A 26,529-nucleotide genomic window follows, 5' to 3' on the forward strand; every position below is an offset into this window, starting at 1 on the left:
GTCAGGCCGCGACGGCCAGCTGCTCGACCGGCACGCGGTGCGGGGCGACGACCCGGCCGTCGGGCAGCAGCTCACCGGTGTCGTCGAAGACGATCGCGCCGTCGCACAGCAGGTACCAGCCCTGCTCGGGGTGCGAGGCGACGATGTGCGCGTCGCTGTGGGAGCGCCGGGACCGGTCGGAGCGGTCGGAGAAGTCGGCGGACGGGCACGAAGACCGGTGGGAACACATGGTGTACCTCCACGTGCGATGGGTTCGGGCGGCGTCGTCGTCGCCTCGCATAGATAGACCATGCGCCCGGCGAGAACTCATCGGAACAGCCGGGAGGGAAGCGTGACAACACGCGGACAACACTCGGACGCGCCCAAGACGGTCGGTGCGGACTCGCCACCAAAGGGGTGACGATCACGCCCGCGGCCGCACCGGACCGGTACCTGTGGAGACCCCCACCCCCAGGAGGTACTCCGATGCCATCGCGCCAGGTCATGAGCGCAGCCGCGGGCGCCGCGCTGCTGCTGTTCGCCGCCCCGTCCGCGCTCGCCCTGTCCGAGTCGTCCGCGTCCGCCGCGCCGACCGCGTCCGTCGACCCGTACGAGACGGTGACAGTCGACCCGACGGGCCAGGTCGCCGCGGACGGCACCGTCACCCTCTCCGGCACCTACCGCTGTACCGGCGCCACCGGTCCGGTCTTCGTGAGCTCCTCCCTCGGCCAGGGCGACAGCCGCGTACGCAAGGGAGTCGGCGGGACCGCCGCGCTCTGCGACGGCGCCGAGCACCGCTGGACGAACACCGACCGTACGGAGCCGGGCCGGTTCAAGCCGGGCGCGGCCCGCGTCGAGGCGACGCTGATGGAACTGCGCTCCGGCGGTGGCCTGCCGCTGCCGCACTTTCACGCGTCCCAGCAGCAGGACGTCACGCTGGAGGGGGACGCCACCCCCGTCCAGTGATCCCTGTCCAGTGACCGTCGACTCCCGATTCCAGACTCCCGATTCCCGGCTCCTGCCCAGTGACCGTCGGGGAACGCGCCACCGCCGGGTCCGCCCGTCGAGCCCACGAGCTCGGCGGGCGGACCTGTTTCTCAGGAATCCGCTCTCAGGAATCCGCGCCCCGCGCCAGCCGGCAACCGTCCTCCGCCGCGGGCCCCCGCGCATAGCTGGAGTCCAGCCGGTACACGCCCGCCCGCGGCACGACCAGCTCCGTCCAGGGACCGTTCGGGCGTACGCAGGCACCCGTCGCCCGCAGCCACGGCGAGTACCGGACCCGTACGGTCACCGCCCCGGCGCGCGGCATCTTCAGGACCACGGCCGCCTCGCCCGCCCGCACCACCCGGGCCGGCGTCGAGACGAGCGGCTCCGCGTCCCTGACGCGGTAGATCCGCCAGTGCGCGTCGCGCCAGACGGGCGCCAGCCACTTCTGCCCCGACGTGACCAGGGCGGCCTCGTGCTCGGCGGGGCCGTCGGGCTGTCCGTCGGGCACGACGACGTATCCCACGGCCCAGTGGCGCAGCCAGGCGTGGTAGCGCGGAGCGTCGAGGCCGCCCTCGTAGAACAGCCGACCCCGCTCGACGTCCAACTGCCGGTTCCAGCCCCGCATCAGCTGCGCGTGCGGGGCGAAGAGGGTGGCTTCCCGATGGTTGCGGGCGGGCACCACCTCGACCCGGTCGCGGGCCGCGTGCAACCGGTCGAGTTCCGCGAGCACCCCGCCGGTATGTGTGGCCCAGGCCGGTACGGACGTGGCGACCCGCAGGTCGTTGACGGTCGTCATGGTGGTCCAGACGACCGAGACGGCGAGCGCGAGAGCGAGCGGGCGGGTCCGGTGCACGGCCGCCCGCGCGACGCCGGTGGCGGTGGAGGGGGCGGGGGCGGCACCGGACCGGGCGCTCAGCAGGGCCGCGAGCAGCACGGCGGGTGCGAAGAGCGTGGCCAGCCGCTCCACGTTCGTGCCGATCGGCGAGGGAACCAGACAGGTCAGCACCACCCCGACGGCGTACACGGCCGCCCCGCCCCGGGCCGCTCGCCAGCCGTGGGGTGCCGCCCACCACACGGCGGCGGTCAGGAGCAGCGGCAGGACCGTCCGGCCGACCGCCATGGGCTGCTCGCCCTGGAAGGGGAACAGCACGGTCGTCACGGCACAGACGGCGACGGGCGGTACGGCGAGCACGAGGCACTTGGCGTACCGCCGGTCGAGCAGATACCCGGCCCCGGCGACCAGCAGGAACAGCCCGGCCACCGGGCTGGCCAGGGTGGCGAGCAGCGTGCCCAGGGCGCCCGCGGTGAGCCGGTCCGGCCGTTCCGTCCGGCCGGCCAGGGCGAGGAGGCCCGCGAGTCCGAAGGCCAGTCCGAGGGCGAAGGTGGTGCGTCCCGAGGCGACGTTGGCCCAGAGCCCGAACGCGCCGAGCAGCGCGGGCCACAGCGGCGCCCGGCCGGCGGTCCGCGCCAGCAGGGCGCCCAGCAGCCAGGTGGCGGCCACGCCGGAGAGGACGGAGACGGTACGCACGCCGAGCGCCGCCATCAACGGGGGTGACAGCACGCTGTAGTTGGCGGTGTGCGTGCCGCCGTACCAGAACAGCCCGTAGGCCGTGTCCGGGTTCCGGGCGGCGAAGCCCGCCCAGGCGTACTGGGCGGCGAGGTCGCCGCCGCCCGTCGCGAGAAGGGCGGCCCACACCCCGTACAGGGGGAGGACGGCGAGGACCGCGAGGGCCGGTACGCGACCCGTCAGAAGCCGGGGTTGAAGCCGAAGCCGAAGCCGAAGTCGGAACACCCAGGGTCTGCGGGGCGGCCGGTACGCGGGTGGCCGCCCACTGCCTTCGCGGAGTTCCGGTCCCGGCGGCGGGGCCGGGGCGAGCACGGAGGACGGCTGTACGGGCATGGCGGCTGTTCCCGGGGCAGGACGGGCAGAAGGACCGGAACGGGCTGTCGCGGAGGCCGATGCGGTTCCCGCCGGTGACGTTCACCGTTCGGCCACTGCTCGACGTTCCGGTTCCGGTCCAACGACCTGCCTCCGCGGCCGTCACGTGCCGCGCGTCCGAGGGTTCCTCGGTGAGTTGCCCGGCGGGTGCCTCAGCGCAGGGGATGCAAGGCGGTGAGTTCGGCGGGGCTCTGCCCGGTCACGATCGATTCGGCGAGGAGCTTGCCGCTCAGCGGGCCCAGGGCGATGCCCCACATCCCGTGGCCGCCGCAGACATGGACGCGCGGTGAGCGGGTCGGGCCGACGAGGGGCAGCCCGTCCGCGGTGCAGGGGCGCGGGCCCGCCCACACGTCGGTGCGGCGGGCGAAGTCGGCGCCGGGCAGCATCGGGCGAACCGCGTCGATGACGGCCTGGACCCGGCGCGGGTCCGCGGGCCGGTCCGGATCGGTGAACTCCATCATTCCGGCGACCCTTACGCGGTCGCCCAGCGGCGTGCACACCACGCGCTGGGCGGCGAAGTACGTGGGCCCCGCGGGCAGTCCGTCGGCTGGCAGACTGAAGCTGTAGCCGCGGCCTGACTGGACGGGAGCGCGCACGCCGAAGGGCGCCGCGAGCCGGTTCAGCCAGGCCCCGCTGGCGAGAACCACCACGTCGGCACGGAGTTCCGTACTGCCGGAGCTGCCGGAGCTGCCGGAGCTGCCGGAGCTGCCGGAGCTGCCGGAGCTGCTGGAGCTGCCGGAGCTGCCGGAGCTGGGCGAACCGCTGAAGCCGCCGGAGCCGCCGAAGTCGGGAGAACCGCCCAAGCCTCCTGAGCCGTTGGGTCCACTCGAGTCGGCCGAGCCCCCTGAGCTGCTGGAGCTGGGAGAACTGCTCAAGCTCTCTGAGCCGTTGGGTCCGCCCGAGTCGGCCGAGTCCTCGGAGCTGCTGGAGCTGGGAGAACTGCTCAAGCTCTCTGAGCCGTTGGGTCCACTCGAGTCGGCTGAGTCCTCGGAGCCGCCGGAGCTGGGAGACCTGCCCAAGCCATCTGAGCCGCCGGGTCCGGGAGAACCGGTCAAGCCTCCTGAGCCGTCAGGTCTGCCCGAGCTACCCGTGCCGCCCGAGCTACCCGTGCCGTCCGTGCCGTCCGTGCCGCCCGAGCCTCCTGGGCCGTTGGGTCCGCCCGAGTCGCCCGAGTCGCCCGAGTCGCCCGAGTCGCCCGAGGACTCGGTGCCGAGGACGGCGACCTCGTTTCCGAGGTCCCGTATTCCGGTGACCCGTAGGCCCTCGATGATCTTGCCGCCTCGCTCGCGTACCGCGTCGGCGAGTGCCTCGGCATAGGCCCCCGGGTTGAGGAAGCGCTGGCCGTGCAGGCGTACGGCGGCGTCGGTCCGTTCGGACAGTGCCGGCTCCTGGGCCCGGGCCTCGGCGCCGGTCAGCAGGTCGTAGTCGACGTGCTGGCCGGCCGCGCGCACCGCCTCCAGTTCGGCGGTGAACGGCGCGCGGGCGGCCTCGGTGGTGAAGGCGATCAGGCACGGGTCGCTCGGCCGCGTCGGTTCGGCGACGCCGCCCCGGGCGAGTTCGTCGTACGCGGCGAGCGCCTGCCGGTTCAGCGGGGCCAGCGCGCTCATCGCGACGTGCCAGCGCCGCGGCGTGCAGTTGCGACTGAACGACAGCAGGAACCTGGCCAGCCGCGGATCCGCGCGGGGCGGGATGTAGAGCGGCGAGGAAGGGGAGAGCAGCGTGCGCAACCCCAGCCGCAGGGCGCCCGGTTCGGGCAGCGGCACGGCGAGCGAGGGGGAGAGCCAGCCGGCGTTCCCCCAGGACGCGCCGGCCGCGACGTGCCGGCGGTCGACGACGGTGACCTCGACGCCCGCTTCCTGGAGGAACCAGGCGGTGGCCAGGCCGGTCATGCCGGCGCCGATCACGAGGGCGGTGCGCGGGGGTGCGGCGGTGTCCTGGTGAGGGGTCATGACCGGCTTCCGTCCCTCAGGGCGACGGCCGGCCTGCGCTCGGCGGTCCGCGTCGCCTGCTCGAAGGCGTACCCGGCCGCGAGGACCGCTCGGTCCTGCCGGTGCGGGCCGACCACCTGCAGCCCGACCGGCAGGCCCTCCGGGGTGAAACCGGCCGGCACCGACAGCGCGGGGCAACCGGTGACGGAGATCAGGTAGGCCGAGCGCATCCAGTCCAGGTAGGTCTCCATCGCCGTGCCGTCCACGGAGGCGGGGTACGGGAGCCGGATGTCGAACGGGGCGACCTGACTGACCGGCAGCAGCAGCAGGTCGTACGTCTCGAAGAACTCCCGGACGCGGTGGTAGAGGGCCGTTTGCAGCAGTTGTGCGCGGGCCAGCTCCGGGCCGGTGAGTTTGCGGCCTTCCTCGATGTTCCACACCACATCGGGCGCCATCCGGTGGCGGTGCTCGTCCAGCAGGGCTCCGTAAGCGAGTTCCATCTGCCAGGCGCGCTGGACGAGGAAGACCTCGTCGGCGCCGGACAGGTCCGGGCAGGCCTCCTCGACCTCGCAGCCCAGCGAGGCGAACACCTCGACGGCCGGACCCAGCGCGTCCCGTACCTCGGCGTCGACGGGCACGGCTCCGCCGAGGTCGGCCGACCAGGCCACCCGCAGACCGCGCACCCCGCCGTCCAGGGGCCCGGCGAAGGCGGCGCCCGGCGTCTCCAGGGCCAGCGGGCTGCGCGGGTCGGGGCCCGCGAGCACGGACAGGCCCAGCGCGACGTCCGTCACGGTCCTGGCCATCGGGCCCTTCACCGACAGCTGGCTCCAGGGCGCCTTGTCGGGCCAGGACGGCACCCGGCCGGGGGAGGGGCGCAGCCCGACGACGTTGTTGAAGGAGGCGGGATTGCGCAGCGAGCCACCCGTGTCACTGCCGTCGGCGATCGGCAGCATGCCGGCGGCGAGCGCCGCCCCCGCGCCGCCGCTGCTGCCGCCCGCGCTGCGGGAGAGGTCGTACGGGTTGCGGGTGGGCCCGAACACCTCGTTGACGGTGTGCGAACCCATGCCGAGTTCGGGGACGTTGGTCTTGCCGATGGTGATGGCCCCGGCGTTCTTCAGGCGCTCGACGACCAGGTGGTCCAGGTCGGGGACCCGGTCGGCGAAGATCGGCGAACCGTACGTGGTCCGGATGCCCGCTGTGTCGTGCAGGTCCTTGTGCGCGACGGGCAGCCCGTGCAGCGGGCCGACCTCCGCGCCCGACATCAGCCGCGCGTCGGCCTTGGCCGCTTCCTCCAGGGCCTGCTCGGCGACCAGGGTGACGATGGCGTTCACCGCCGGATTGACGCGTTCGATCTGTTCCAGATGGGCGGTGACGACCTCCCGCGCGGACACCTCGCGGCGCCGGATCGCGGCGGCGAGGTCGGTGGCGGTCCGGAAGCAGAGCTCGTCCGGGCCGGTCACCGTGCCGGCCACCGGGCCGGCTGCGGAGTGCACGGCCTGGTCATCCATGGGGTTCACGAAGGGATTCACGCCTCTCGGATCTCAGAACGTTTCCTTGACCTGCACGACGGCCAGCACCCCGAAGAGGAGGAAGGCGCCGGACAGGAGCACATTCGACATGACCTTGTTGCGGTACAGCGGCTCGATGCCCCGGCGGTTGAGCAGCACCAGCAGCGCCCCGGAGAGCAGGGGCAGGATCAGGGACCCGAAGGCGGCGTACGTCAGCACCAGGGCGACCGGCTTCCCCATGAACGTGACGGCCACCGAGGCCAGCGCGCAGTAGAGAACGAAGGCGCGGAAGGGCCGGCTGTGCTGTGCCATGTGGGGCTCGGCGTCGGACTCCGGGATGCCGCGCATGGTCCGCAGGGAGTCCGCCAGCAGGTAGCACAGGGCGTTGAACCCGCCGACGAGCGCGCTGAGCGTCACGAAGAAGAACGTCGCCAGGAACAGGACGCGGGCCGCGGAGCCGAGGTCCGCGCCGAGCGGGTCGGCGAGTGCGGCGAGACCGTCGTTGCCGCTGATGGTGTTGCCGGTGCCGTAGAGCAGACCCGTGCCCACCACGGTGGTGCAGAGCACGAAGAGGAAGGTGACGGCGTAACTGACCGCCGAGTCCGCGCGCATGACGGGCAGCCAGCTCCGGTGCTGCCAGTTCCGCTCCCGTACCCAGTAGCTGTACGAGGCGATGCCGGCCGTGCCGCCCACACCGCCGATGAGGGCGAGCACCGTCACCACGTCTCCCTCCGGCAGCCTCGGGCGCATGGTGGAGACGAGCCCCGGCAGGTCGTCGACGGTGGCGAGCATGGCCACCGCCAGGACGACCATGCCGAGGAACTTGACGAGGATGAAGACGCTCATCACCCGCTCGAAGAGCGCGTACCGGCCGACGTACACGAGCGCGGCGGACGCCAGCGCGATCGCGATGCCCAGCGGTCGCTGGGGGAGCGCGGGGAACAGCGTGGACAGGGCCAGCGAGGCCACCGAGCTCAGCGCGGCCCCGTAGAGCAGGCCGATGACCAGGACGAAGACGAAGAACGCCGGGGGCAGCCAGCGGCCGACCGACCGCAGGCTCGCGATCACCGTCTGGCCGGTCGCCATGTACAGCCGCCCCACCGACTCGGTGAGCACGAACTTCAGGACGACACCGATGAGGATCGCCCACAGCAGGGCCATCCCGTAGCCGGCGGCGCCCGCGAGGGACGTCACCATGTCCCCGGCGCCCACACTCGCGGCCGCCAGGACCAGGCCGGGGCCCAGCAGAGCCAGTCGCCCTCGCCTGGTGGCGGGGGCCTGTGCGGGTTCAACCGCCGGTTGCCGAAGGGGAGTTCCTTGCGTCGCGGTCACGTCGACCATCTCCGTACGTCGTGATGAGAGCGGGGAGTCATCGGTTCGTGCGGCTCGTTCGGTTCGTGCGGTGGTTCGGGCGGCTCACCGGCAGGCTCGGGCACGATGACGGAAGGGAACAAGATTTTCGGCCAGAGTGACGGAATCGGCCATATGCTTGGTGCAATGGACGCACCGCAGACCGGTCCCGTGGCGGATTCACTGGACCGGCGCATCATCAGCGCACTGCAGATCGACGGCCGGGCCTCCTGGCACCGCGTCGCGGCGGCGCTCGGCGAGGCCGAACGCACGGTCGTCCGCCGCGGCACCCGGCTGCTCGACTCCGGGCTCGTGCGGATCGGGGCCATGCCGCTGCACGGCCGCAGCACGGTGGTCGGGGTGCGCTGCGCCCCGGGGCAGGCGCGGATGGTCGCGAGCGCGCTGACCCGCAGGACCGACTGCGTCTTCACCCATGTGCTGACCGGTTCCCCGGACTGTGTCGCGGAACTGCTCTGCCCGCGGGACCAGCTGGCGAGCCTGGTGATGGACGAACTGCCGGGCCTGCCGGGCATGGTGGAGACGTTCACGCTCCCGGTGCTGCGCCACATCCGGACGATCCGCGAGTGGCACTCCGGTCTGCTCACGGACGAGGAGATCGCCGCGCTGGCGGGCCCGCCCGAGGCGCCCGCCGCGTCCTCCGGTGACGTGATGCCGCCCGGTGACGCGGCCCAGGACCTCTCCCGCCAGGACCGCCTCCTGCTCAACGCGCTGGCCGAGGACGGGCGGTGCACCTACGAGGAGCTCGGCCGGGTCGCGGGGGTGTCCGAGGCCACTGCGCGGCGGCGGCTGGGCGCGCTGCGGCGCGAGGGCCGGGTGCGCATCCGTGCCGTGATCGAGCCGGCGCTGCTCGGGCTGCCGGTGGAGGCGGTACTCCGGGTGCGTACCGCCCCGGCCGACGCCGAGGCGGTGGCGGCGGCGCTGGTGGACAACGTCCATGTGCGGTACGCGAGTTTCGTCACCGGGGAGCACCAGATCCTGGTGCTGGCGGCGCTGCCCAGCGAGTCGGCGCTGTACGACTTCGTCACCCGGGCGCCCTGGCTGCGGGGCGTGGCGTCGGTGGACACCTCGCTCGTCCTCAGCTCACTGAAGCGCGGCGGCATGCTCGCGCGACGGCCGCGGGACTGAGGAACCCGCGACCGACCGGGGGACCGGCGACCGACCGGGGAACCGGCGACCGAGGAACCCGGGCACGGGCCGCCGCACGCGACGCGCGATGCGGCTACACGGCTACCAGGTCACCGGCAGCTCATAGGTGCCGTAGACCAGGCCGTCCTCCTTGAACGGGATCCGCGCCGGCTCGGTGGCCAGGCGCAGCGTGGGGATGCGGCGGAGGAGCGTGCTGTAGACGACCTGGAGTTCCAGCCGGGCCAGCGGCTGGCCCAGGCACTGGTGGATGCCGAAGCTGAAGGTCAGGTGGCGGCGGGCGTCCCGGCGGACGTCGAGCCGTTCGGGCTCCGGGAAGTACTCCGGGTCCCAGTTGGCGGTGGCGCCGGGGAGGATGACGCCCTCTCCCGCCCGGATGGTCCCGCCGCCGATCTCGATGTCCTCCAGGGCCAGCCGGCGGTTGCCGACGTGGATGATGCTCAAGTAACGCAGCAGTTCCTCGACCGCTCCCGCGAGGACCTTCGGGTCGTCGGTGTCCCGGACGACGGCGAGCTGATCGGGGTGCTCCAGCAGGGCGAGGGTGCCCAGCGCGATCATGTTGGCGGTGGTCTCGTGCCCGGCGCCGAGCAGCAGGACGCCCAGCTTGGCGGCCTCGAAGCGGGGCAGGTCGCCGGACGCGACGCGGGTCGCCAGCTCGGAGAGCAGGTCGTCGCCGGGGTCGGCGAGTTTCCGGTCGAGCTGATCCATCAGGTACTTCAGCAGCTCGCCACTGGACTCCCTGGTCTGCTCGGGCGTGGCGTCCCGGCGGAGTCCCACCTCGCTGTTGCGCTGGAAGAACTCGTGGTCCTCGTACGGGACTCCGAGCAGTTCGCAGATCACCAGCGACGGCAGCGGCAGCGCGAGGGCCGCCACCAGGTCGGCGGGTTTCGGCCCGGCCAGCATGCCGTCGATCAGGCCGTCGGTCATCCGCTGGACGGCGGGCCGCATGGCCTCCATGCGCTTGATGGCGAACGGGGCGGTGACCATCCGGCGGATCCGGGCGTGCTCGGGATCGTCCATGTTGAGGAAGGACGGCGAGTTGCCCTTGGCGGCCTCCCGGAAGACCGGGCTGGAATAGGGGAACCCCGGCCGGGCGAGGTCGACGCTGCAACGCGGGTCGGAGAGCAGGGCTTTCTGGTCCTCGTACCGCGTGACGAGCCAGGGCGTGCTGCCGTCCCACAGCCGGACTCTCGCGAGCGGCGTCTCGGCGTGCAGGTTCAGCAGCGCCGGGGGAGGGTCGAACGGGCATCCGGCGGCCCGGGGCATGGGGAAGTCCGGAACCGGACCGGCTGAGTCCTCGCCCGCGGTGTGCGTAAGCATGTCGGACATGGCCACTCCTCACAGTGGGGGGAAGGGAGCGGTCGCCATGCAATCCGACGGTCCTGACAGCGGGCGGACAGATACCTGACACGAGGCCGGTGTGAGTGAGATCACGGGCCTCTTGAGGATGCCCTGCCGCGGCCCCTCCGGGTCGGCGTTCTCGCCGGTAGGAGGGGCGCGACGGCGGGGTCTGCTCAGATGTCCCGGAAGAGACCAGACGGCCCTGTGACCTGGCAAGTTGGGTAGAATCGCGCTCCTGACCTGCACAGATGGCCTTTCGGCTGTTTCACGTTCGTGCTCGTTGACGCAGCCGGAAGTCCCAGAAAAGTCCCAGAGGACCCCCGCTGCTGACGGGTGCCCTTTCGGCTCTGGTGAGGGTGAGGCAGCGCTGTGTGGGCTGGATCCTGGCGGTGTGCAGTTCCAGCCGGGGGTATCGGGGTAGCGGCAGGCGGGTCAGCGGTGGGGTGTCGACACCACCTGCCGAAGGGCGGCTGACGTCGGCTCCGCCGCCCTTCAGCCGGTCTTGGGAGACCGCCGGTCAGTCCGTCAGACGCAGCCCGTCCCCGAGGTCGACGCGCGCGAGGTCGGCGCGGGAGACGATGCCGAGCTTGGGGAAGACGTTGGCCAGGTGATAGCCCACCGTACGAGGACTGATCAGCAGCTGTGTCCCGATCTCCCGGTTGGTGAGGCCCTCCGCGGCCAGCCGTACGACTCTCGCCTCCTGCGCGGTCAGGACCGTTGCGGCGTCCCGGTCCGGTGCCGGGTCGCGGCGCACGTGCTGCCCGCTCAGTTCCTGTTCGGCCCGCGTGCGGGCGAGCAGAGGGGCCGCGTCGAGTCGCCGGAAAGTCTCCGCGGCTTCCGCCAGCTGTGCCCGGGCGTCGGTTCGGCGGCGGGCGCGTCGCAGCCACTCGCCGTAGAGGAGGCGGGTGCGGGCGTAGTTGAAGGGCCGCGACTGGGCTCCGGGGACATCCAGCGCGAGCCGGAAGTGCTTCTCCGCCTCCGGTCCGGACTCCAGCAGGGCATGGACAAGGTGCAGCGCGGAGACCGCCCAGGGGGCGTTGGACCGCTCGGCCCACCGCCGCAGCAGCCGCGCCTGATCCTCGGCCGTCGCCCGCTGCCCGGCCTGGAGGGCGGCCTCGGCGGTGTCCGGCGCGGCCAGCAGCGCGATGGTGGGGTGCGCCGCGTGGTGCCCGTCCTCGGTCAGCCGGACCAGGCGGCCCACAGCCTCCTCGGCCCGGCCGCCGAAGAGCGCCGACATACCGAGGCTCCACTGCGCGGCCGCGCTGAAGACGCGCCCTCCGCGCGGCATCCAGAGCTCCATGGTCCGGGCGGCATGGTCCGCGACGGTCCGCCCATCGCCTCGCACGGCGGCCAGCCATCCGAGACAGTTGCGGTACTGCGACGCCGAGTGTTCGTCGCCGATTTCCTGCGCCACTCGGAGTCCCTCGACGGTATTCGCCTCGGCCAGGGCCCAGGCTCCCTGCGCGAGGTCGACCGTCACGGTCTGGGCCAGCGCCTGGGTCAGGGCCGTCACCTGGTCGGTGTGCCGCAGCGTGTCGATCCCGCGGTGGAGGGCCTCCCCGAGGACGTGCTCGATGCCCCAGGCCACTCCCAGCGGCGCCGGTGGCATCAGAAGCCAGGAACTGTTGCTGAGCCGGCCGAAGCCCTCACCGCTGAGAGCCACCACCTGGTCGTGGTCATCGGCGCCGCAGTCCTGGTCCTCCGTCCACCATGCGCGCAGCAACGGCAGCAGATCGGCGTTCGGGAAGTCCCCCTGCGAGAGCCGCCGCTCGAGCCGGCGGAGCGCCTCGCGCTGCAGTTTGCCGTGCCCGGCCGCCCACGCCGCCCACAGCGCCATGATGCCGAGTGTGAACGCCTGCCCGGGATCGGCCACCCGCTCCATGTCCCGGGCAAGCCGACCGCAGGCGGTTTCGAGATGGCCGTGCGTGAACTCGATCAGCCCACGCAAGCCCTCACTGAGGTCCGCGACCTGGGCCTCGGAGGAGATCCGTTCGGCCCGCGCCAGCATGTCCCGCGCCACATCGGCCTGGCCGGCCGCCCAGGCCGCCTTAGCGCCGAGAGCCAGCCGCCTGGCCGCGTCGTCGGTGACAGGGGACAGCGCGGCCGCGCGCTGCAGGGCACGGCCGGCCGTGGCACAGGCGCCGCGTGCCCAGGAGCGATCGGCCGACTCCTCCAGCAGCCGCGCCACCTCCCCGTCAGGTCCGCCCGCGGCTTCCACAGCCGCGGCGAGGTGCCACGGGCGCAGCTCGTCGGCGTTCTCACCGGTCAGCACGGAGGCGAGCGCGCGATGAACCGCCTGCCGGTCCGCGGCCGGCGCCTCCTCGTAGACCACCGCCGCCATCAGCTGGTGGCGGAGGCAGATACGACCGTCCGAACGCTTGGTGAGCAGGCCCGAGCGCATCGCCTCGTCCCACGCGACCGGGTCGAGGCCGAGCACACCACCGGCCTGGCACATGGTGTTCCGGTCGCTGCGGTCATCGGCGGCGATCAGCAGCAGCGCGGTGCGTGCGGGCGCGGACAACCTCCTGATGCGAGTGCGGAAGGCGCGGCGCAGGCGGGGCCCGACGGCGATTTGCTCACCGGCGAGAGGGTGGGTCGGGATGTCACCGGCCGCCATGGAGGTGGGCAGTTCCTGGAGCGCGAGCGGATTGCCGGCCGCCGCGCGGACCGCGCGCCGGATCAGCGTCTCGTCGGCGTGCGGGGCGACGGCGGTGGCGAGCAGCCGGGCGTCCTCGTCGTCCAGCCCACGGAGCTCCATCGCCGCCAGTTCCTCCCACGGTCCCTCGGCGGGATCGTCGTGTCCGGTCAGGAGCATGGCCACGGGCTCGTCGCGCAGCCGGCGGGCGACGAAGGCCAGGCACCGTGCGGAGGGCTCGTCCAGCCACTGGGCGTCGTCGACGGCGATCAGTACGGGCCGTTGCCCGGCCAGCTCGCCGACGAGCGTCAGCACGGCCACACTGATCAGAAACGGGTCCGCCACGTCGCCGCTGAGGCCGAGTGCCCCGTTCAGGGCGTTGGCCTGCGGCTCGGGGAGTGTGCTGATCCGCTCCGTCACCGGCCACAGCAGTTCGTGCAGGCCGGCGAACACCACCCCCGACTCCAGACGGGTACCCCGGCATCTCAAGACGGTGAAGTCTCCACCAGCTGCTTCGGCCACGTGATCGAGCAGGGCGGTCTTGCCGATACCGGGCTCGCCCCACACCATCAGAGCCGCCCCGGCGCCTTGACGAGCCGCGTCAAGGATCCGGTCGAGGGCTGCCTGCTCCTGGCGCCGTCCATACAGGTTCATTTGCTTGAAATCTTAATGGCCCACTGCAGCCGGGGCCACTCACAACACTGTTGGTTCGCCGCCGCTTGGCACCCCTTTGACAGATGCGGTGACAGATCCGCTACCGCCCCTTCCCTCGTAGCGTCATGCCCGCGTGCTCGATGCACTCGCGCTTCACCACAGGAGGACCACATGGCGGCGGCCACCGAAACTGCGCTACGCCGTCGCCCCGGCCGCCTGGTGCGTCAGCACGCCATGCCGCGCGTTCTCGCCTGAGGTGCTGAGCCCTCGACAGGCAGCTTCCGTCCTTACCACTCAAGGTTGGCCGTGGATGATTCGCGCTTCCCTCGGACGGGGGCGACTGCCCGGGCGCCAGGCGCAGATTCGACACGCGATGTCCGCCTGAACGAGAACCCGGCTTCCGTCATACGAAGCAAGACGCCGAGGAGATCCTCAACCCCTACTACAGGGCGGTCTTCGCAGGCGAGAGACTTAGAAGGAGCAGAACAATGAGGGGCACAGTCACCGTCATCGACAAGGGCAACGTGCGGGTGCACAGCTACATGGCTCCCGACACGGGTCTGAACGTCACCACCCAGCTGATCGAAACCCCGAACCTGCTCATCGCGGTGGACGGTCAGGTCAACGTCGCGGACGCCGACGAGGTCGTCGAATACGCCAAGGGACTCGGCAAGCCGCTGGACCGGCTCATCGTCACCCATGACCACCCGGACCACTATCATGGCGCAGCCAGCTTCAACGCACCCATTCACGCGCTGGCGATCGTACGAGATCAGATGGCGGCCCGCGGCGACCTCCAGGACCTGAACGGCGTCCCGGTCCCGGCAGCGCAAGTGGCCCCCACCGACCTGATCACTCCGGGCACCGAGGTCATCGACGGCGTCACCTTCGTCTTCGAAGCCGTCTTGGGCGGTGAGACCAGCGACCAGCTGCTGATCCGGCTGCCCGAGCAGGGCGTACTGGTGGCACAGGACCTCGTCTACCACCACACCCACGCGTTCGTCGGACACAACGACATCGCCCGCTGGCAGGTCATCCTGCAGGAGCTCGCCGACCCGTCCTACGACACCGTCCTGCCTGGACACGGGCTGCCCGCGGGACAGGCAGTTTTCGCCGAGATGGCCGCGTACCTGGAAGCCGCCGACGACCTGCTCGGGGACGACGGCGATGCCTACAAGCGGGCCATCATCGAGCGCTACCCCGACTACGCGGCTCCCTTCGTGATCGACATCGGCAACTTCTACCTGTTCGGCACCCGGCCCGCCTGACCAACACCGTTGAGACGACGCCCGGCTCCCGGTCGAGTCGGCGCCGGTGGACGACCCCGTGTTGTCGACCAGGATGGGCAGGTCGCCGATGACCGCGGCGGCGGTCTGCACGGATGCGGGATCGGTGTTGTCGAGCGCGACCGGTCGGCGCCGGGCAGGTCGACATGGTCGGGGTTGCGGGCGCGGGCGTGGACGGTGGCACCGCGGCTGGGCAGCTCGGCGACGAGGAGGGAAAGGCGGAGGGGCCTGCCGTCCAAGCAGGCCCCTCGCGCAGTCGGCTGAGGGCGGACTCAGAGCTTGACGATCATCTTTCCGGTGTTCTCGCCCCGCATCAGTGCGAGGTAGGCGTCCATGGTGTTGTCGAGGCCCTCCCACACGGTCTCCTGGAAGTGCAGCTTGCCCGTGGCCATCCAGCCGCCGACGTCGCGGACGAAGTCGGGCAGGAGGTCGAGTTCCTCGGTCACCATGAAGGTCAGCATGTCCGAACGCGTCACGGACAGGTTCCACAGGTTGCGCGGCCCGACGACCTCCTCCTCGTTGTACTGGGAGACCATCCCGGACAGAACGATGCGCGCGTGCAGTTTGAGGGCGCCGATCGCCGCTTCCAGGTGCTCGCCGCCGACGTTGTCGAAGAAGACGTCGATGCCGTCCGGCGCCGCCTGTGCCAGTTGTTCGGCGACCGGTCCGTTCTTGTAGTTGAAGGCCGCGTCGAAGCCGTACTCCTCGGTCAGCAGCTTGACCTTGTCGTCCGAGCCGGCGCTGCCGATCACCCGGCCGGCGCCCTGCAGCCTGGCGATCTGGCCGGCCGCGCTGCCGACCGCGCCCGCTGCGCCGGAGACGAAGACCGTGTCGCCCTCCTTGACCTTCGCGAACCGGGTCAGCCCGATGTAGGCGGTGAGGCCCGTGGCGCCGAGCACGCCGAGGTAGGTGGAGAGCGGCGCCAGGTTCGGGTCCACCTTCTGGGCGGTGGCCGCGTCGATGACCGCGTGGTCGCGCATGCCGAGGAAGTGCGTCACGTGATCGCCGGGAGCGAAGCCCTCGGCGTTGGAGGCCAGGACGCGACCGACCGCGGTGCCGTCCATGGGTGCACCCACCTCGAACGGCTCGATGTAGGACTTCTTGTCGCTCATCCGGCCGCGCATGTAGGGGTCGACCGAGAGGTACTCGTTGACGACCAGGAGCTGGCCAGAGCCCAGGGCGGGGAGGTCGACCTCGCGCAGCGCGAAGTCGGACGGCGTCGGTCGGCCCTCCGGGCGGGACTCCAGGTGCCAGGCACGTGCGGTGGTGGGCAGGGTCTGCTCGAGCATGTGGACCAAGTCCTTTCGATGGGGTTCTGCTTCTGTGAACAGAAAGGTCTGTCTACTAAAAACCGAACAGAAGGGTCTGTTCGCTGGGTCGCGGTTGAGGCACCCGCTGGTCGGTGCGCGGGCCCGATAGGGTCAGCCGGTCTCCGGGCAGGCTGCGGCGAGCAGGTCGCGTGCTGTTCGTTTGGCGGCCTCGGCGGCGGCGTCGGCCCGTTCGACGCGGGTAGCCGCCAGCGTGCCGTCGATGAGGAGCGTCAGCTGGAACGCGAGCGTGTCGGGGTCCGCGGCGCCGGCCGCGGCCGCCAGGTCGCGCACCCAGTCACGTACGGCGCGCTTGTGCTCGACGGTGATGGCGTGCGCGGTGCTGCCGGGGGCGTACTCCGCCACCGCGTTGATGAACGCACAGCCCAGGGTGCCCTCTCGCGCCGCCGCTTCCAGTGCGACGAAGAGGCCGAAGAGCTGCTCGCGCGGGTCGCCCCCGGCCGCGAGTGCGGCTGAGCGCAGCTGACGCCGCCAGCTGTCGTCCATCCGCCGGAGGTAGGCGGCGACGACGTCATCCTTGCTGGGGAACTGCTTGTACAGCGTGGCCTTGGCGACTCCCGACTCGGCGATCAGCCGGTCCACCCCCACGGCGTGGATGCCGTGGGCGTAGAACAGCTCGCAGGCGGTGTCGAGGATGCGCTCCCGGGCAGGGAGTCGCTTGGGTGCGATGGCCATGAGATGCAAGTTAACAGACAGGTCTGTCTACTGCAAGGCGGGCTGGACCCGTCTGTACCGGCGGGTTGGAGGATGTCCGATGAGCGGCATTGGCGACCTGGGTCTCGAAAACGTTCGGGGTCTACCCCTTTCTGCGCCCGAGTTCAGCGATCAACTGTCCTGAACCACTGCCGCATCACCACCGGCGCCCGTCATCACGGAGAAGAGTCCCCGTCCGCCGCTCCTACTCAGAGGGCAGTGTCAAGTACGCCGCCGCGTACCGGTGTTCAAACGCCTTGATCGCGCCACTGCGCCAGCCCGCCGGCTGCTTCGGCCGCGTGATCGAGCAGGGCGGTATCTGCCGATGCAAGGCTCGCCCCACGCCATCAGCGCCGCCCCGGCGCCTTGACAAGCGGCGTCGAGGAAAGGGCCCACTGCAGCCGGGACCACTCATGACGCCGCCTCTTCACCGATGCTCGGCAACCCGGTGACAGATGAGGTGACAGATCCGCTTCCAGCCCTTTCTCCGTAGCGTCATACCTGCGCGCTCAGCGCACTCGCGCTCACCGCAGGAGGATCACGCACCGCATTGATCCGGCGCAAGGCCCCCGGCCTGCCCTTTATTGATCAGTCACTCGTTCCCTCCGACATAGGAAAGTCATGTCACAGCAGCAACCGCAGCAGCCCGCCCGGAGCGGCTCCGCCTTCTGGGCCGTGGTCATCACCAGCGCGGCCGGGTTCATCACCGCGCTCGACAACCTGATCGTCACCACTGCCCTGCCCTCGATCCGTGAGGACCTCGGCGGCGCACTCGAGGACCTCGAATGGACGGTGAGCGCCTACACCCTCACCTTCGCGGTCCTGATGATGTTCGGCGCCTCGCTGGGTGACCGGTTCGGGCGGCGACGGCTGTTCGTCCTGGGGCTCGGCATCTTCACCGCCGCCTCCGCCGCGGCCGCTCTCGCACCGGGGATGAACGAACTTATCGCCGCGCGAGCGGTGCAGGGCGTCGGGGCCGCCATCGTGACGCCCCTGACGCTCACCCTGCTGTCGGCCGCCGTTCCGCCCGAGCGGCGTGGCGTGGCATTCGGTGTCTGGGGCGCGGCCAGCGGCATCGCCGTCGCCACCGGACCTCTGATCGGCGGCACGCTCACCGAGCACCTCTCCTGGCAGTGGATCTTCTGGGTGAACGTCCCGCTCGGGCTGATCCTGATGCCGCTCGCCCTGCTGCGTCTCAAGGAGAGCCACGGCCCCGCCCCGAGCCTCGACCTCGTCGGCACGGCACTGGCCAGCGGCGGTCTGTTCGGCATCGTCTACGCCCTGATCCGCGGCAACGTCGACGGCTGGACCAGCACCCCGGTGCTGGGCGGTTTCATCGCGGGCGCTGCCCTGCTCGTCGGGTTCGTCCTGTGGGAACGGCGCGTAGAGCACCCGATGCTGCCGATGCGCCTCTTCCGTCACCGCGCCTTCAGCGCCATCAACGCGGCCAGCCTGCTGATGATGCTCGGCATGTTCGGCTCGATCTTCCTCCTCAGCCAGTACCTGCAGACCGTCGGCGGCTACTCACCGATGGAAGCCGGCGTGCGCATGCTGCCCTGGACCGCCATGCCGATGATCGCCGGACCCATCGCGGGCGCGGTCTCCGACCGCATCGGCGGTGCCCCCGTCGTCATCGTGGGCATGACCCTCAACGCCGTGGGCCTGGGACTCTGGGCACTGGCCGTCGAACCAGAGGTGTCGTACTCCTCCCTGCTGCCGGCCCTGATCGTCTGCGGCATCGGCATGGGCATGTTCTTCGCGCCGTCCGCGAACCTGGTCATGAGTACCGTCCGCCCAGAGGAAGAGGGCATCGCCTCCGGTGCCAACAACGCCATCCGCGAGGTCGGCGGCGCCATCGGCGTCGCATCGCTGGCAGCCGTCTTCTCCGCCCAGGGCGGCTACGAATCCGCTTTTACGTTCGTGGACGGACTGATCCCGGCGCTCTGGGTCGGTGCCGGTGCGGTCGCCCTGGCCGCAGCCGTCTCGCTCCTGATGCTCGGCCGGCCCAAGGCCGACAGCCAGGCTGCCGACCTCTCGAAAGGCACTCCGGCCGGCGCCCCGGCCACCATCTGAACCCCGCACACCCCTGAATACGAGGAACCGTCCCTGCTGAACGCCCTGTAGAACCCGCCCCTCACCGGGGCCATCCCCTGCCGCACCGGCCGGCGATGGCCCCCGGGACACGAAACCGAGCCACCCGGAAGGCGTACCGACCGCCGAAGCCGACCTGATCGTCCGGGGGAGGCGTCGGGACCTCGCCAGTTGTTCGGCCCCGACACAGCCGAAAGCTGTACGAGCTGGTGGACCGGGGTGATGGCGACCCCAACCTCTGTGCCGTCATTTCGACAGGGGCACCTCCCGGTCGGTTCGTCAGCCACGCCGACGTCCAGTAGCTGGAAGAAGGTGCCGCCAGCCCTATGGTCGGCGGGCGCGGCGCCTTCGCAGTGAACAGCGTGGCCGAGACGGCGGACAAAGCCCATGCCGTCGAGCCTGTGCTGCGCGTGCCCCTGACCACCCATCCCGTCCATGTGCACCTACGTGCACTTACGCGGAGCGGGGAGTCGAAGCACGTGTACGCACGCGTGACACCACGGAGTGAACCGTGCCGGAAACACCGGACAGCACATCGGTCGACGTCTCCACCGAGCGAGTGGATGCCGCCCGCAACCGCGCCCGGTTGCTGGAGGCGGCGACGCTGCTGGTCGCCGAACGGGGACCCGAGCACGTGACGATGCGGGAGGTCGCCGAAGCGGCCGGCGTGGGCAAGGGCACGCTCTTTCGCCGGTTCGGCGACCGCGACGGCCTCCTGCTCGCCCTCCTCGACGACGCCGAGGCGGAGTTCCAGGAGGCGTACACCACAGGTCCTCCTCCGCTGGGACCCGGAGCACCTGCGGCGGAACGGCTGGCGTCGTTCGGCTGCGCCCTCCTCGGACGCATCGCCACCGACGCGGACCTGGGCGCCGCCCTGGGACGTCAGGTCCCCTACGCACGCCGCGCCGCCTCGGGCAGCGGCCGGTCCTTCCACAGCCACCTCTCAACCCTCCTCAGCCAGGCGGGACTTGACAGCGACCACGACATGCTCGCCCACGCCCTGCTCGCCTTCTTGAGCTTCGAGGTGGCGGACCACCTGCGCGAGGAGCACGCAGTGCCCGTCGCCCGTCTACAGGCCACCTGGGTCGACCTCATAAGGCGGCTGACCTCATAACTGTCGGTGGCGGAACGAGGCGCCGTGTCACACGATCGGATCACGTCGCTGCAAGTGCTGTCCGTTCCGGGTGACGACTTCGATCCGGTCGATGATCCGGCGGAACGGGTCGACGTGGACGCTCTCGGTCCGCCCATGGACAGCGACAGTCAGGCCGGCAGCGCTCGTGTCTCCGGCATGGAAACACCCCCGACGAAGGGGACTATCGATGAGTACGAACGCCGCGCCGGGCGCCCTGCACGGCCCCGGCCTGACCGACGTCCGCGACATGGTCATGGCGCATGTCGCGTTCCGACGCGCCCTGGACTCCGGCGCGTCACTGGTGAGCGCCGTCGGCGACGGCGACCACAAACGGGCCGGTGTGGTCGCCGACCACCTGGACCTGATGCTCGACATGCTCGTACATCATCACGAGGGCGAGGACCTGTATCTGTGGCCGGTGCTGCTGCAGCGCGTGCCCAAGGAACTGGCTCCTCTGGTGCACCGGATGGAGGCCCAGCACGAGGCGGTGCACGGGATGCTGGACGAGGCCGCCGCCCTGATTCCGGACTGGTGAGAGAACCCCACCAGCGCGGCCCGCACGCGGCTGGCCGACCGTGTCGAGCACCTCCTCGTCCTGCTGGAGGAGCATCTGCAGGACGAGGAGAAACATCTTCTGCCGGTCGCCGCACGTACCGTCACCCAGCCCGAGTGGGACGCGGTTTCCGAGCACAACCTCAAAGCTCTCTCGCCGTCGAAGATTCCCATGGTCTTCGGCCTGTTCATGGAGGTCGGTGACCCGGAGGTCACCGCGCAGGCACTCGCCAAGGCACCTGCGCCGCTTCGTCTGCTGCTGCGCCTCACCGCCCGACGCGCCTGGCACCGCTACGAGGCCCGGCTCTTCTCGGCCTGACCTGACCTCGCCGCCGGCCGCGTTCCGCGCAGCGCCGCAGTCCTGCCGGAGACCGCCGAGAGCCACTCGGTCGCCTGGGCCGCAGCGGCGGGCCCCGACCGCCCGACCTGGTCGACGTCTTTGCGTGCTGGGCTGGGCAGTGGCTCCGGCAGATGCATACAGAGGGCCTGCCCGGTGGTTTTGTCGTCGGACAAACCTACAACCGACTGCCTTCCCGCGTACTCATCACTTGACTTCTACGCTGCTCGCTGGCGGAGGCCGTCTCATTCGGATGTGATCAGTCGATGTCTGGAATATCTGCCTCTTCGAGGAGACGGGCCGCGAGGCCGTCGGCCCACTCCTAGGCTCAAGCGCGGAGTGCGGTGATGGTGGCGTCATTGAGCCCATAGGCGGCGAAGGCTTCGTCGTCAGTCCACTCGGCGCCCGTGAGGTTCGACTGCAGGTCCTCGCGCTCGAAGCGGCCACGGGCGTGGCGGCGGCCGAACTCCTCGAGCTCGGCGTTGGTCCAGCGGCGGGAGGCTGCGAACACGTCGATCAGGTCGCGGGGCGCTCCACGGTCGGCGAGGGCGCGGACCTTGGTCCCGATCACGTCCTCCGCCGCGAGGACGGGCCCGTACGGGCTCTGGGCGACCGGCCGCCAGAAGATCTCCTTGAGGATGTCGACTTCGCACTCCTGCCCGGTGGCCGGGTCAGTCACGGTGAAGCGGGCGGACAGCGGAGCGGTCTCCAGCGCGTGCACCTTCCAGCCGCGGGCTTCCAGGCCGGCGCGGAGTGTGGCGGCGATGTCGGCCATGGGCGCAGGGTTCTCGGTGGCGACATCAAGGTCCTGGCTTGGGCGGTTCACGAGGCGGTGCGCCCGCACGGCATACCCGCCGGTGAGGACCAGGGGATACGGGGAGCCGAGCGCGATCACATCCGCCAGGAGCCGCGTGTGCAGCTCCGGCATGTCCGTCACGCGGCTGCCCGGGTGCGGGAGGCGAGCTCGGGGAAGGCGTTCTCCCATACGACGCGCAGGGTGCGACCGACGAGTGTGCGCAGCACAGGCCACAGTTGGAGGAGCAGGTCCTGGTTGAGGTACAGGGGCAGGTCGTCTCGCAGGCCCTCGTGCAGAACAGTGCGGTACAGGCCCATCCGCTGGCGAGGCTTGCCCATGTCGTACGACGTCAGCCCGGACCAGGCCATGTGCAGCGGTAGCTCCACCACCCCCTCGGTCGGGCCGTGCAACTCGTCCAGAGACTCCGGCAGACGCCGCCGGAACTTCTCCCGGTACAGCGCGAGGTCCTCGGCGTCCGCGCCAGAGAGATCCATCGGCGCGGGGGCGGGGTGCTGTGGGCTGGAGGACATGACGCCATTATGGCGGCCGTGAAGTCGTGCGGGCACATGATGTGCGAGCTGACGTCGGCGGAGGCCGCCCGGAACCATGCTGGGTGAGAGCTGGTTGTGGCGGCGTCTTCTGCCCCGAGAGGAGACGAGGACTGTCGGTCATAACGCTCGTTTGACGCTCTGGGCGCCCGCACGTGGGGCAGTGAGCCGAGAAGCAGGTCCTTGACCGGCCTTTTCCGTAACCCGCTCAGGCCGACACCTCTCCGATGACGCATCATGTCGAGTGCGCAGCGAGCTGAAGGCTTCGGTCCCGGCCAAAAGTCCCAGAGGCGCCGCCACCTCCCCTCCCGCCTCACGTTCGTGCAGGTCAGCAGGGGTGTGATGGCGCTTTTTCTGACGACCCTCAGATGTCCCGGAAGATCTCGATCTGCGCCCCGATCGTGTTGAGCCGCTCGGCCAGGTCCTCGTACCCGCGGTTGATGACGTACACGTTCCGCAGGACGGACGTGCCCTCGGCCGCCATCATCGCCAGCAGGACGACCACGGCGGGGCGCAGCGCGGGCGGGCACATCATCTCGGCGGCGCGCCAGCGGGTCGGGCCCTCGACCAGCACGCGGTGCGGGTCGAGGAGTTGGAGGCGGCCGCCGAGGCGGTTGAGGTCCGTGAGGTAGATCGCGCGGTTGTCGTAGACCCAGTCGTGGATCAGCGTCTTGCCCGTCGCGGAGGCCGCGATGGCCGCGAAGAACGGGACGTTGTCGATGTTCAGGCCCGGGAACGGCATCGGGTGGATCTTGTCGATCGGCGCCTCCAGCTTGGAGGGCCGGACGGTGAGGTCGACCAGGCGCGTACGGCCGTTGTCCGCGAAGTACTCGGGCGTGCGGTCGTGGTCGAGGCCCATCTCCTCCAGGACCGCCAGCTCGATCTCCAGGAACTCGATCGGCACGCGGCGGACGGTGAGTTCGGACTCGGTGACGACGGCGGCGGCCAGCAGGCTCATCGCCTCGACCGGGTCCTCGGAGGGTGAGTAGTCCACGTCGACGTCGATGTTCGGCACGCCGTGCACGGTGAGCGTCGTGGTGCCGATGCCCTCGACCCGCACGCCGAGCGCTTCCAGGAAGAAGCACAGGTCCTGGACCATGTAGTTGGACGACGCGTTGCGGATGACGGTCGTGCCGTCGTGGCGCGCGGCGGCGAGCAGCGCGTTCTCGGTCACCGTGTCGCCGCGCTCGGTCAGCACGATGGGCCGGTCCGGGGCCACCTCGCGGTCCACCTGCGCGTGGTACAGCCCCTCGGTGGCCGCGATGTCCAGACCGAACCGGCGCAGCGCGATCATGTGCGGCTCGATCGTGCGTGTACCGAGGTCGCAGCCGCCCGCGTACGGCAGCTTGAAGCTGTCCATGCGGTGCAGCAGCGGGCCGAGAAACATGATGATCGAACGCGTGCGGCGAGCCGCCGCCTCGTCGATCGCCGCCATGTCCAGCTCGGCCGGCGGCACGATCTCCAGGTCCACGCCACCGTTGATCCACCGGGTGCGTACGCCGATGGAGCCCAGCACCTCCAGAAGGCGGTACACCTCCTCGATGCGGGCCACCCGGCGCAGCACCGTGCGTCCCCTGTTCAGGAGCGTCGCGCAGAGCAGCGCCACGCACGCGTTCTTGCTGGTCTTCACGTCGATGGAGCCGGAGAGCCGTCGGCCGCCGACCACTCGTAGATGCATCGGACCCGCGTACCCGAGGGAGACGATTTCACTGTCCAGGGCTTCACCGATTCGGGCGATCATCTCAAGGCTGATGTTCTGGTTCCCGCGCTCGATGCGGTTCACAGCACTCTGACTGGTGTTGAGCGCCTCGGCCAACTGCGTCTGTGTCCAGCCCCGATGCTGACGGGCGTCACGGATGAGCTTGCCGATGCGTACGAGGTAGTCGTCTGCCATGGCGGCAGGCTATCTCACATATGAGATGCCGCATCCCGAGGGGTCCGGCCGGGTGACGACCCCTCAGATGCGGCGCCTGCGGCGCCTGGTGGCGGTGCGGGTCCTGCGCCATCCGAAGGGGCCCGGCAGATCCATCGACGTCGTCCGCCGCCCGGTGCTGCTGTGGGTGCGCCGCGGACCGTGCCGGCCGCCGGTGGTGATGGACCACGAGCGCCGGTTGATGTTGAGCCGCACCCCGGGAAGGATGCGGAAACTCTTACGGAACGTGAGCGGCATCGGTGCCTCCTTGCCCGACGGGCCGAGTTGCCCGCTTCCGAAGCGGACCGGGTACCCGCGAAGAGGCGGGGCATGACTGCCCATTCCCGTTCCCGTTCACCTGCCGGGCCCGGGCGTCACGTGCAGGGGCGCAGGCCGTAGGCGATGCCCTCGTCGATGTCGGATTCCAGGCCCGCCCCGTACGCCGTCTCGTACGCCGTGTCGCCGATGTCCTGCCGTGCTTGGCGCTCGGTCGCCTCGCGGGCGGCCACGAGTTCGGGCATGCCCAGCTGGGACAGGCCGAGGGTCTCCCAGATCCGCTGGCCGATGCCGAGCAGCCGGGCCGCGCGCTCGCTCCGGCCCGTGGCCACGGCGGCCGAGGCCAGCAGGTCGACGGCCACGGCGCTACCGAGGCTGTCATGGAACAGCGCCTTGCCCTCCAGGGCCGTCCGGGCGAAGGAGGCGGCCTCGTCCGGGCGGCCGAGGCCGAACGCGGACAGCGCGAGTATCCAGTCGGCCCAGGCCCTGCCCCATCGTTCGCCGCGCCTCACAGACTCCGTGCGCAGGCCGGCGGCCACTACTGCCGCGTCGTCGAACTCCCCGAGATTGGCGTGTACGAACGCCCGGACCACCCCGCTCAGGAACCGCACAGCCGTGTACGTACTTCCGTGGTCCTGTGTGTACGGCGCCGCGTCGAGCACCACGGCGGCGTCCCGGTTCTTCCCGAGCTGCATCAGGGAGGCGCCGTCGAGGTAGGCCGCGACCGTCAGTGCGGCCGGGTCGCTCCGGCTTTCGGCAGCCGTCCTGAAGTTCCGCCCCAGCCGGGCAGCGGCGTCGGCGTCGCCCTGCGCGAGGGCCGAGAGACCGCAGGCCCAGACGGCTCTGGCCCGGTGCGGGCCCGGAGCCGGGAAGCGGTCCAGTGCCTGTTCCAGATAGTGGCGGCCCTCACGCGCGAACCCACAGCCGCACCAGAAGAACCACAGCGCCCCGCCCATCTCCAGCGCGGAGCGGCCATCCGCATCGGTCAGGCAGAAGTCCAGCGCGCACCGCAGGTTGGCGTGGTCGGCGACAGTGCGCTCGTACCAGGAAACCTGGTGCGGGCCGAACCACTCGGCGTCGGCCCGCCGGGCCAGTTCCCGATAGAAGTCCCGGTGCCGACGCCGTGCCGCGTCCGCCTCGTCCTCGCCGAGCTCCCGCAGCCAGTGCGTGCCGTACTCGCGGACCGTGTCGAGCATGCCGTAGCGCAGCACCGGGCCCGGGCCGTCCGCCCGGGGCCGCACCAGGGACTTGGCCACCAGACCGTCCAGCGTCTCCGGGACCGTCCGGGCCGGGAGCGGTCCACCGGAGCACACCGACTCCGCGGCGTTCAGATCGAAGCCTCCCGCGAAGACCGAAAGACGGGCCCAGAGCAGCCGCTCCAGAGGTGTGCACAGCTCATGACTCCATCCGATGGTGGTACGGAGCGTGCTGTGCCGCGCCAGCGCACCGCTGACGGCGTGGTGCCGCGCGGTCAGCACCTCGAAGCGGGAGTGCAGCCGCTCGCTGAGCGCGTCGAGGGAGCAGTCGGAGAGCTGGGCCGCCGCGAGTTCGATGGCCAGCGGGATGCCGTCGAGCCGGCGGCAGAGGGCCTCGGCCGCTGCCCTGGCGACGTCGTCGAGTTCGAGTCCGAGATCGAGCCCCGGCGCCGCGGCGGCCGCACGGTCGACGAAGAGCGCGAGCGCGTCACTGCACCCGTGCACGGCGACCGGCCCGGGCGCGCACTCCGGCCCGGGCCTCGGGTCCGGCCCTGGGTTCGTCTTCACGTTCGGCCCTGGGCCCGCCTTCGTGTCCGGCCTCGGGCCCGCCTTCGTGTCCGGCCTCGGGCCCGTCTTCACGTCCGGCCCCGGGTCCGTCTTCACGTTCGGCCCTGGGCCCGTCTCCACGTTCGGCCTCGGGTCCGTCTTCGTGTCCGGCTCTGGGCTCGCCTTGGTGTCCGGCCCTGGGCCCGTCTCCGTGTTCGGCCTCGGGTCCGTCTCCGTGTCCGGCCCTGGGCCCGCCTTCGTGTCCGGCCTCGGGCCCGTCTTCACGTCCGGCCCCGGGTCCGTCTTCACGTTCGGCCCCGGGCCCGTCTCCACGTTCGGCCTCGGGCC

20 protein-coding genes and 2 pseudogenes are annotated in these 26,529 nt (G+C 71.0%); 8 read left to right on the top strand and 14 right to left on the bottom strand.

The window, feature by feature from the left end; genetic code table 11:
• Position 1: 1 nt before the first annotated feature.
• Positions 2-229: a DUF5999 family protein gene (locus tag AB0I18_RS38530; RefSeq protein ID WP_363110374.1), complete on the bottom strand. Its 228-nt coding sequence runs from the start codon at positions 227-229 to the stop codon at positions 2-4.
• 236 nt (positions 230-465) lie between these two features.
• Between AB0I18_RS38530 and AB0I18_RS38535 the strand changes: the two genes are divergently transcribed.
• Positions 466-945 carry a DUF6299 family protein gene (locus AB0I18_RS38535; protein ID WP_363110375.1) on the top strand — a complete coding sequence of 160 codons (480 nt, stop codon included), beginning with the start codon at positions 466-468 and terminating at the stop codon, positions 943-945.
• A 145-nt stretch (positions 946-1,090) separates the two neighbouring features.
• Here the strand turns inward: AB0I18_RS38535 and AB0I18_RS38540 are convergent, their stop codons facing one another.
• The 4 genes from AB0I18_RS38540 to AB0I18_RS38555 form a co-directional block, all read right to left on the bottom strand.
• Entirely contained in the window at positions 1,091-2,866 is a 1,776-nt protein-coding gene (locus tag AB0I18_RS38540) for a hypothetical protein (protein ID WP_363110376.1), read from the bottom strand.
• A gap of 191 nt (positions 2,867-3,057) precedes the next feature.
• Positions 3,058-4,854, bottom strand: coding sequence for an FAD-dependent oxidoreductase (locus tag AB0I18_RS38545; protein ID WP_363110377.1), 1,797 nt, complete (start codon positions 4,852-4,854; stop codon positions 3,058-3,060).
• Positions 4,851-6,341, bottom strand: a complete 1,491-nt coding sequence (locus AB0I18_RS38550) for an amidase (protein WP_363110378.1) — start codon at positions 6,339-6,341, stop codon at positions 4,851-4,853. The genes AB0I18_RS38545 and AB0I18_RS38550 overlap by 4 nt, the downstream gene beginning before the upstream one ends.
• 33 nt (positions 6,342-6,374) lie before the next feature.
• Entirely contained in the window at positions 6,375-7,682 is a 1,308-nt protein-coding gene (locus tag AB0I18_RS38555; RefSeq protein ID WP_363110379.1) for an Nramp family divalent metal transporter, read from the bottom strand.
• A 156-nt stretch (positions 7,683-7,838) separates the two neighbouring features.
• On the opposite strand from AB0I18_RS38555, the gene AB0I18_RS38560 reads away from it, so the two are divergent.
• Positions 7,839-8,837: an Lrp/AsnC family transcriptional regulator gene (locus AB0I18_RS38560; protein ID WP_363110380.1), complete on the top strand. Its 999-nt coding sequence runs from the start codon at positions 7,839-7,841 to the stop codon at positions 8,835-8,837.
• Between the two features lie 102 nt (positions 8,838-8,939).
• Here the strand turns inward: AB0I18_RS38560 and AB0I18_RS38565 are convergent, their stop codons facing one another.
• Positions 8,940-10,184, bottom strand: coding sequence for a cytochrome P450 (locus AB0I18_RS38565; RefSeq protein ID WP_363110381.1), 1,245 nt, complete (start codon positions 10,182-10,184; stop codon positions 8,940-8,942).
• Positions 10,185-10,713: 529 nt separating this feature from the next.
• A complete protein-coding gene (locus AB0I18_RS38570; RefSeq protein ID WP_363110382.1) occupies positions 10,714-13,485 on the bottom strand; it encodes an AAA family ATPase in 2,772 nt (923 codons plus the stop codon).
• Between the two features lie 488 nt (positions 13,486-13,973).
• On the opposite strand from AB0I18_RS38570, the gene AB0I18_RS38575 reads away from it, so the two are divergent.
• Positions 13,974-14,753, top strand: coding sequence for an MBL fold metallo-hydrolase (locus AB0I18_RS38575; RefSeq protein WP_363110383.1), 780 nt, complete (start codon positions 13,974-13,976; stop codon positions 14,751-14,753).
• Positions 14,754-15,043: 290 nt separating this feature from the next.
• Here the strand turns inward: AB0I18_RS38575 and AB0I18_RS38580 are convergent, their stop codons facing one another.
• A complete protein-coding gene (locus AB0I18_RS38580; RefSeq protein WP_363110384.1) occupies positions 15,044-16,060 on the bottom strand; it encodes an NADP-dependent oxidoreductase in 1,017 nt (338 codons plus the stop codon).
• Positions 16,061-16,192: 132 nt separating this feature from the next.
• Positions 16,193-16,774, bottom strand: a complete 582-nt coding sequence (locus AB0I18_RS38585) for a TetR/AcrR family transcriptional regulator (protein ID WP_363110385.1) — start codon at positions 16,772-16,774, stop codon at positions 16,193-16,195.
• Between the two features lie 639 nt (positions 16,775-17,413).
• On the opposite strand from AB0I18_RS38585, the gene AB0I18_RS38590 reads away from it, so the two are divergent.
• From AB0I18_RS38590 to AB0I18_RS38605, 4 genes are all read left to right on the top strand, one after another.
• Positions 17,414-18,865: a DHA2 family efflux MFS transporter permease subunit gene (locus AB0I18_RS38590; RefSeq protein ID WP_363110386.1), complete on the top strand. Its 1,452-nt coding sequence runs from the start codon at positions 17,414-17,416 to the stop codon at positions 18,863-18,865.
• A 529-nt stretch (positions 18,866-19,394) separates the two neighbouring features.
• Positions 19,395-19,997: a helix-turn-helix domain-containing protein gene (locus AB0I18_RS38595; RefSeq protein WP_363110387.1), complete on the top strand. Its 603-nt coding sequence runs from the start codon at positions 19,395-19,397 to the stop codon at positions 19,995-19,997.
• Positions 19,998-20,205: 208 nt separating this feature from the next.
• Positions 20,206-20,553, top strand: a complete 348-nt coding sequence (locus AB0I18_RS38600; protein ID WP_363110388.1) for a hemerythrin domain-containing protein — start codon at positions 20,206-20,208, stop codon at positions 20,551-20,553.
• A gap of 189 nt (positions 20,554-20,742) precedes the next feature.
• Entirely contained in the window at positions 20,743-20,889 is a 147-nt protein-coding gene (locus AB0I18_RS38605; protein ID WP_363110389.1) for a hypothetical protein, read from the top strand.
• Between the two features lie 277 nt (positions 20,890-21,166).
• On the opposite strand, the pseudogene AB0I18_RS38610 reads toward AB0I18_RS38605, so the two are convergent.
• The 5 genes and pseudogenes from AB0I18_RS38610 to AB0I18_RS38630 all read right to left on the bottom strand — a co-directional run bounded on the left by AB0I18_RS38610 (position 21,167) and on the right by AB0I18_RS38630 (position 26,202).
• A pseudogene (locus AB0I18_RS38610) lies at positions 21,167-21,835 on the bottom strand (nucleotidyl transferase AbiEii/AbiGii toxin family protein).
• Between the two features lie 5 nt (positions 21,836-21,840).
• Positions 21,841-22,233, bottom strand: coding sequence for a hypothetical protein (locus tag AB0I18_RS38615; RefSeq protein ID WP_363110390.1), 393 nt, complete (start codon positions 22,231-22,233; stop codon positions 21,841-21,843).
• Positions 22,234-22,615: 382 nt separating this feature from the next.
• Positions 22,616-24,145, bottom strand: coding sequence for a UDP-N-acetylglucosamine 1-carboxyvinyltransferase (locus AB0I18_RS38620; RefSeq protein WP_363110391.1), 1,530 nt, complete (start codon positions 24,143-24,145; stop codon positions 22,616-22,618).
• Between the two features lie 63 nt (positions 24,146-24,208).
• On the bottom strand, positions 24,209-24,421 hold the full coding sequence (locus AB0I18_RS38625; RefSeq protein WP_363110392.1) for a DUF4236 domain-containing protein: 213 nt from the start codon (positions 24,419-24,421) through the stop codon (positions 24,209-24,211).
• A 116-nt stretch (positions 24,422-24,537) separates the two neighbouring features.
• Complete coding sequence (locus AB0I18_RS38630; RefSeq protein ID WP_363110393.1) at positions 24,538-26,202, bottom strand: regulator; 1,665 nt, start codon at positions 26,200-26,202, stop codon at positions 24,538-24,540.
• 22 nt (positions 26,203-26,224) lie between these two features.
• On the opposite strand from AB0I18_RS38630, the pseudogene AB0I18_RS38635 reads away from it, so the two are divergent.
• A pseudogene (locus tag AB0I18_RS38635) lies at positions 26,225-26,529 on the top strand (hypothetical protein); the annotation flags it as partial.

The sequence above is a fragment of the Streptomyces sp. NPDC050704 genome (assembly GCF_040654355.1).
GTDB lineage: Bacteria > Actinomycetota > Actinomycetes > Streptomycetales > Streptomycetaceae > Streptomyces.

Excerpts from the sequence above, each read along its gene's own strand:
- AB0I18_RS38530 (WP_363110374.1), bottom strand. The coding sequence starts at position 229 with ATGTGTTCCCACCGGTCTTCGTGCCCGTCCGCCGACTTCTCCGACCGC.
- AB0I18_RS38535 (WP_363110375.1), top strand. The coding sequence starts at position 466 with ATGCCATCGCGCCAGGTCATGAGCGCAGCCGCGGGCGCCGCGCTGCTG.
- AB0I18_RS38540 (WP_363110376.1), bottom strand. The coding sequence starts at position 2,866 with ATGCCCGTACAGCCGTCCTCCGTGCTCGCCCCGGCCCCGCCGCCGGGA.
- AB0I18_RS38545 (WP_363110377.1), bottom strand. The coding sequence starts at position 4,854 with ATGACCCCTCACCAGGACACCGCCGCACCCCCGCGCACCGCCCTCGTG.
- AB0I18_RS38550 (WP_363110378.1), bottom strand. The coding sequence starts at position 6,341 with ATGGATGACCAGGCCGTGCACTCCGCAGCCGGCCCGGTGGCCGGCACG.
- AB0I18_RS38555 (WP_363110379.1), bottom strand. The coding sequence starts at position 7,682 with ATGGTCGACGTGACCGCGACGCAAGGAACTCCCCTTCGGCAACCGGCG.
- AB0I18_RS38560 (WP_363110380.1), top strand. The coding sequence starts at position 7,839 with ATGGACGCACCGCAGACCGGTCCCGTGGCGGATTCACTGGACCGGCGC.
- AB0I18_RS38565 (WP_363110381.1), bottom strand. The coding sequence starts at position 10,184 with ATGTCCGACATGCTTACGCACACCGCGGGCGAGGACTCAGCCGGTCCG.
- AB0I18_RS38570 (WP_363110382.1), bottom strand. The coding sequence starts at position 13,485 with ATGAACCTGTATGGACGGCGCCAGGAGCAGGCAGCCCTCGACCGGATC.
- AB0I18_RS38575 (WP_363110383.1), top strand. The coding sequence starts at position 13,974 with ATGAGGGGCACAGTCACCGTCATCGACAAGGGCAACGTGCGGGTGCAC.
- AB0I18_RS38580 (WP_363110384.1), bottom strand. The coding sequence starts at position 16,060 with ATGCTCGAGCAGACCCTGCCCACCACCGCACGTGCCTGGCACCTGGAG.
- AB0I18_RS38585 (WP_363110385.1), bottom strand. The coding sequence starts at position 16,774 with ATGGCCATCGCACCCAAGCGACTCCCTGCCCGGGAGCGCATCCTCGAC.
- AB0I18_RS38590 (WP_363110386.1), top strand. The coding sequence starts at position 17,414 with ATGTCACAGCAGCAACCGCAGCAGCCCGCCCGGAGCGGCTCCGCCTTC.
- AB0I18_RS38600 (WP_363110388.1), top strand. The coding sequence starts at position 20,206 with ATGAGTACGAACGCCGCGCCGGGCGCCCTGCACGGCCCCGGCCTGACC.
- AB0I18_RS38605 (WP_363110389.1), top strand. The coding sequence starts at position 20,743 with ATGGTCTTCGGCCTGTTCATGGAGGTCGGTGACCCGGAGGTCACCGCG.
- AB0I18_RS38615 (WP_363110390.1), bottom strand. The coding sequence starts at position 22,233 with ATGTCCTCCAGCCCACAGCACCCCGCCCCCGCGCCGATGGATCTCTCT.
- AB0I18_RS38620 (WP_363110391.1), bottom strand. The coding sequence starts at position 24,145 with ATGGCAGACGACTACCTCGTACGCATCGGCAAGCTCATCCGTGACGCC.
- AB0I18_RS38625 (WP_363110392.1), bottom strand. The coding sequence starts at position 24,421 with ATGCCGCTCACGTTCCGTAAGAGTTTCCGCATCCTTCCCGGGGTGCGG.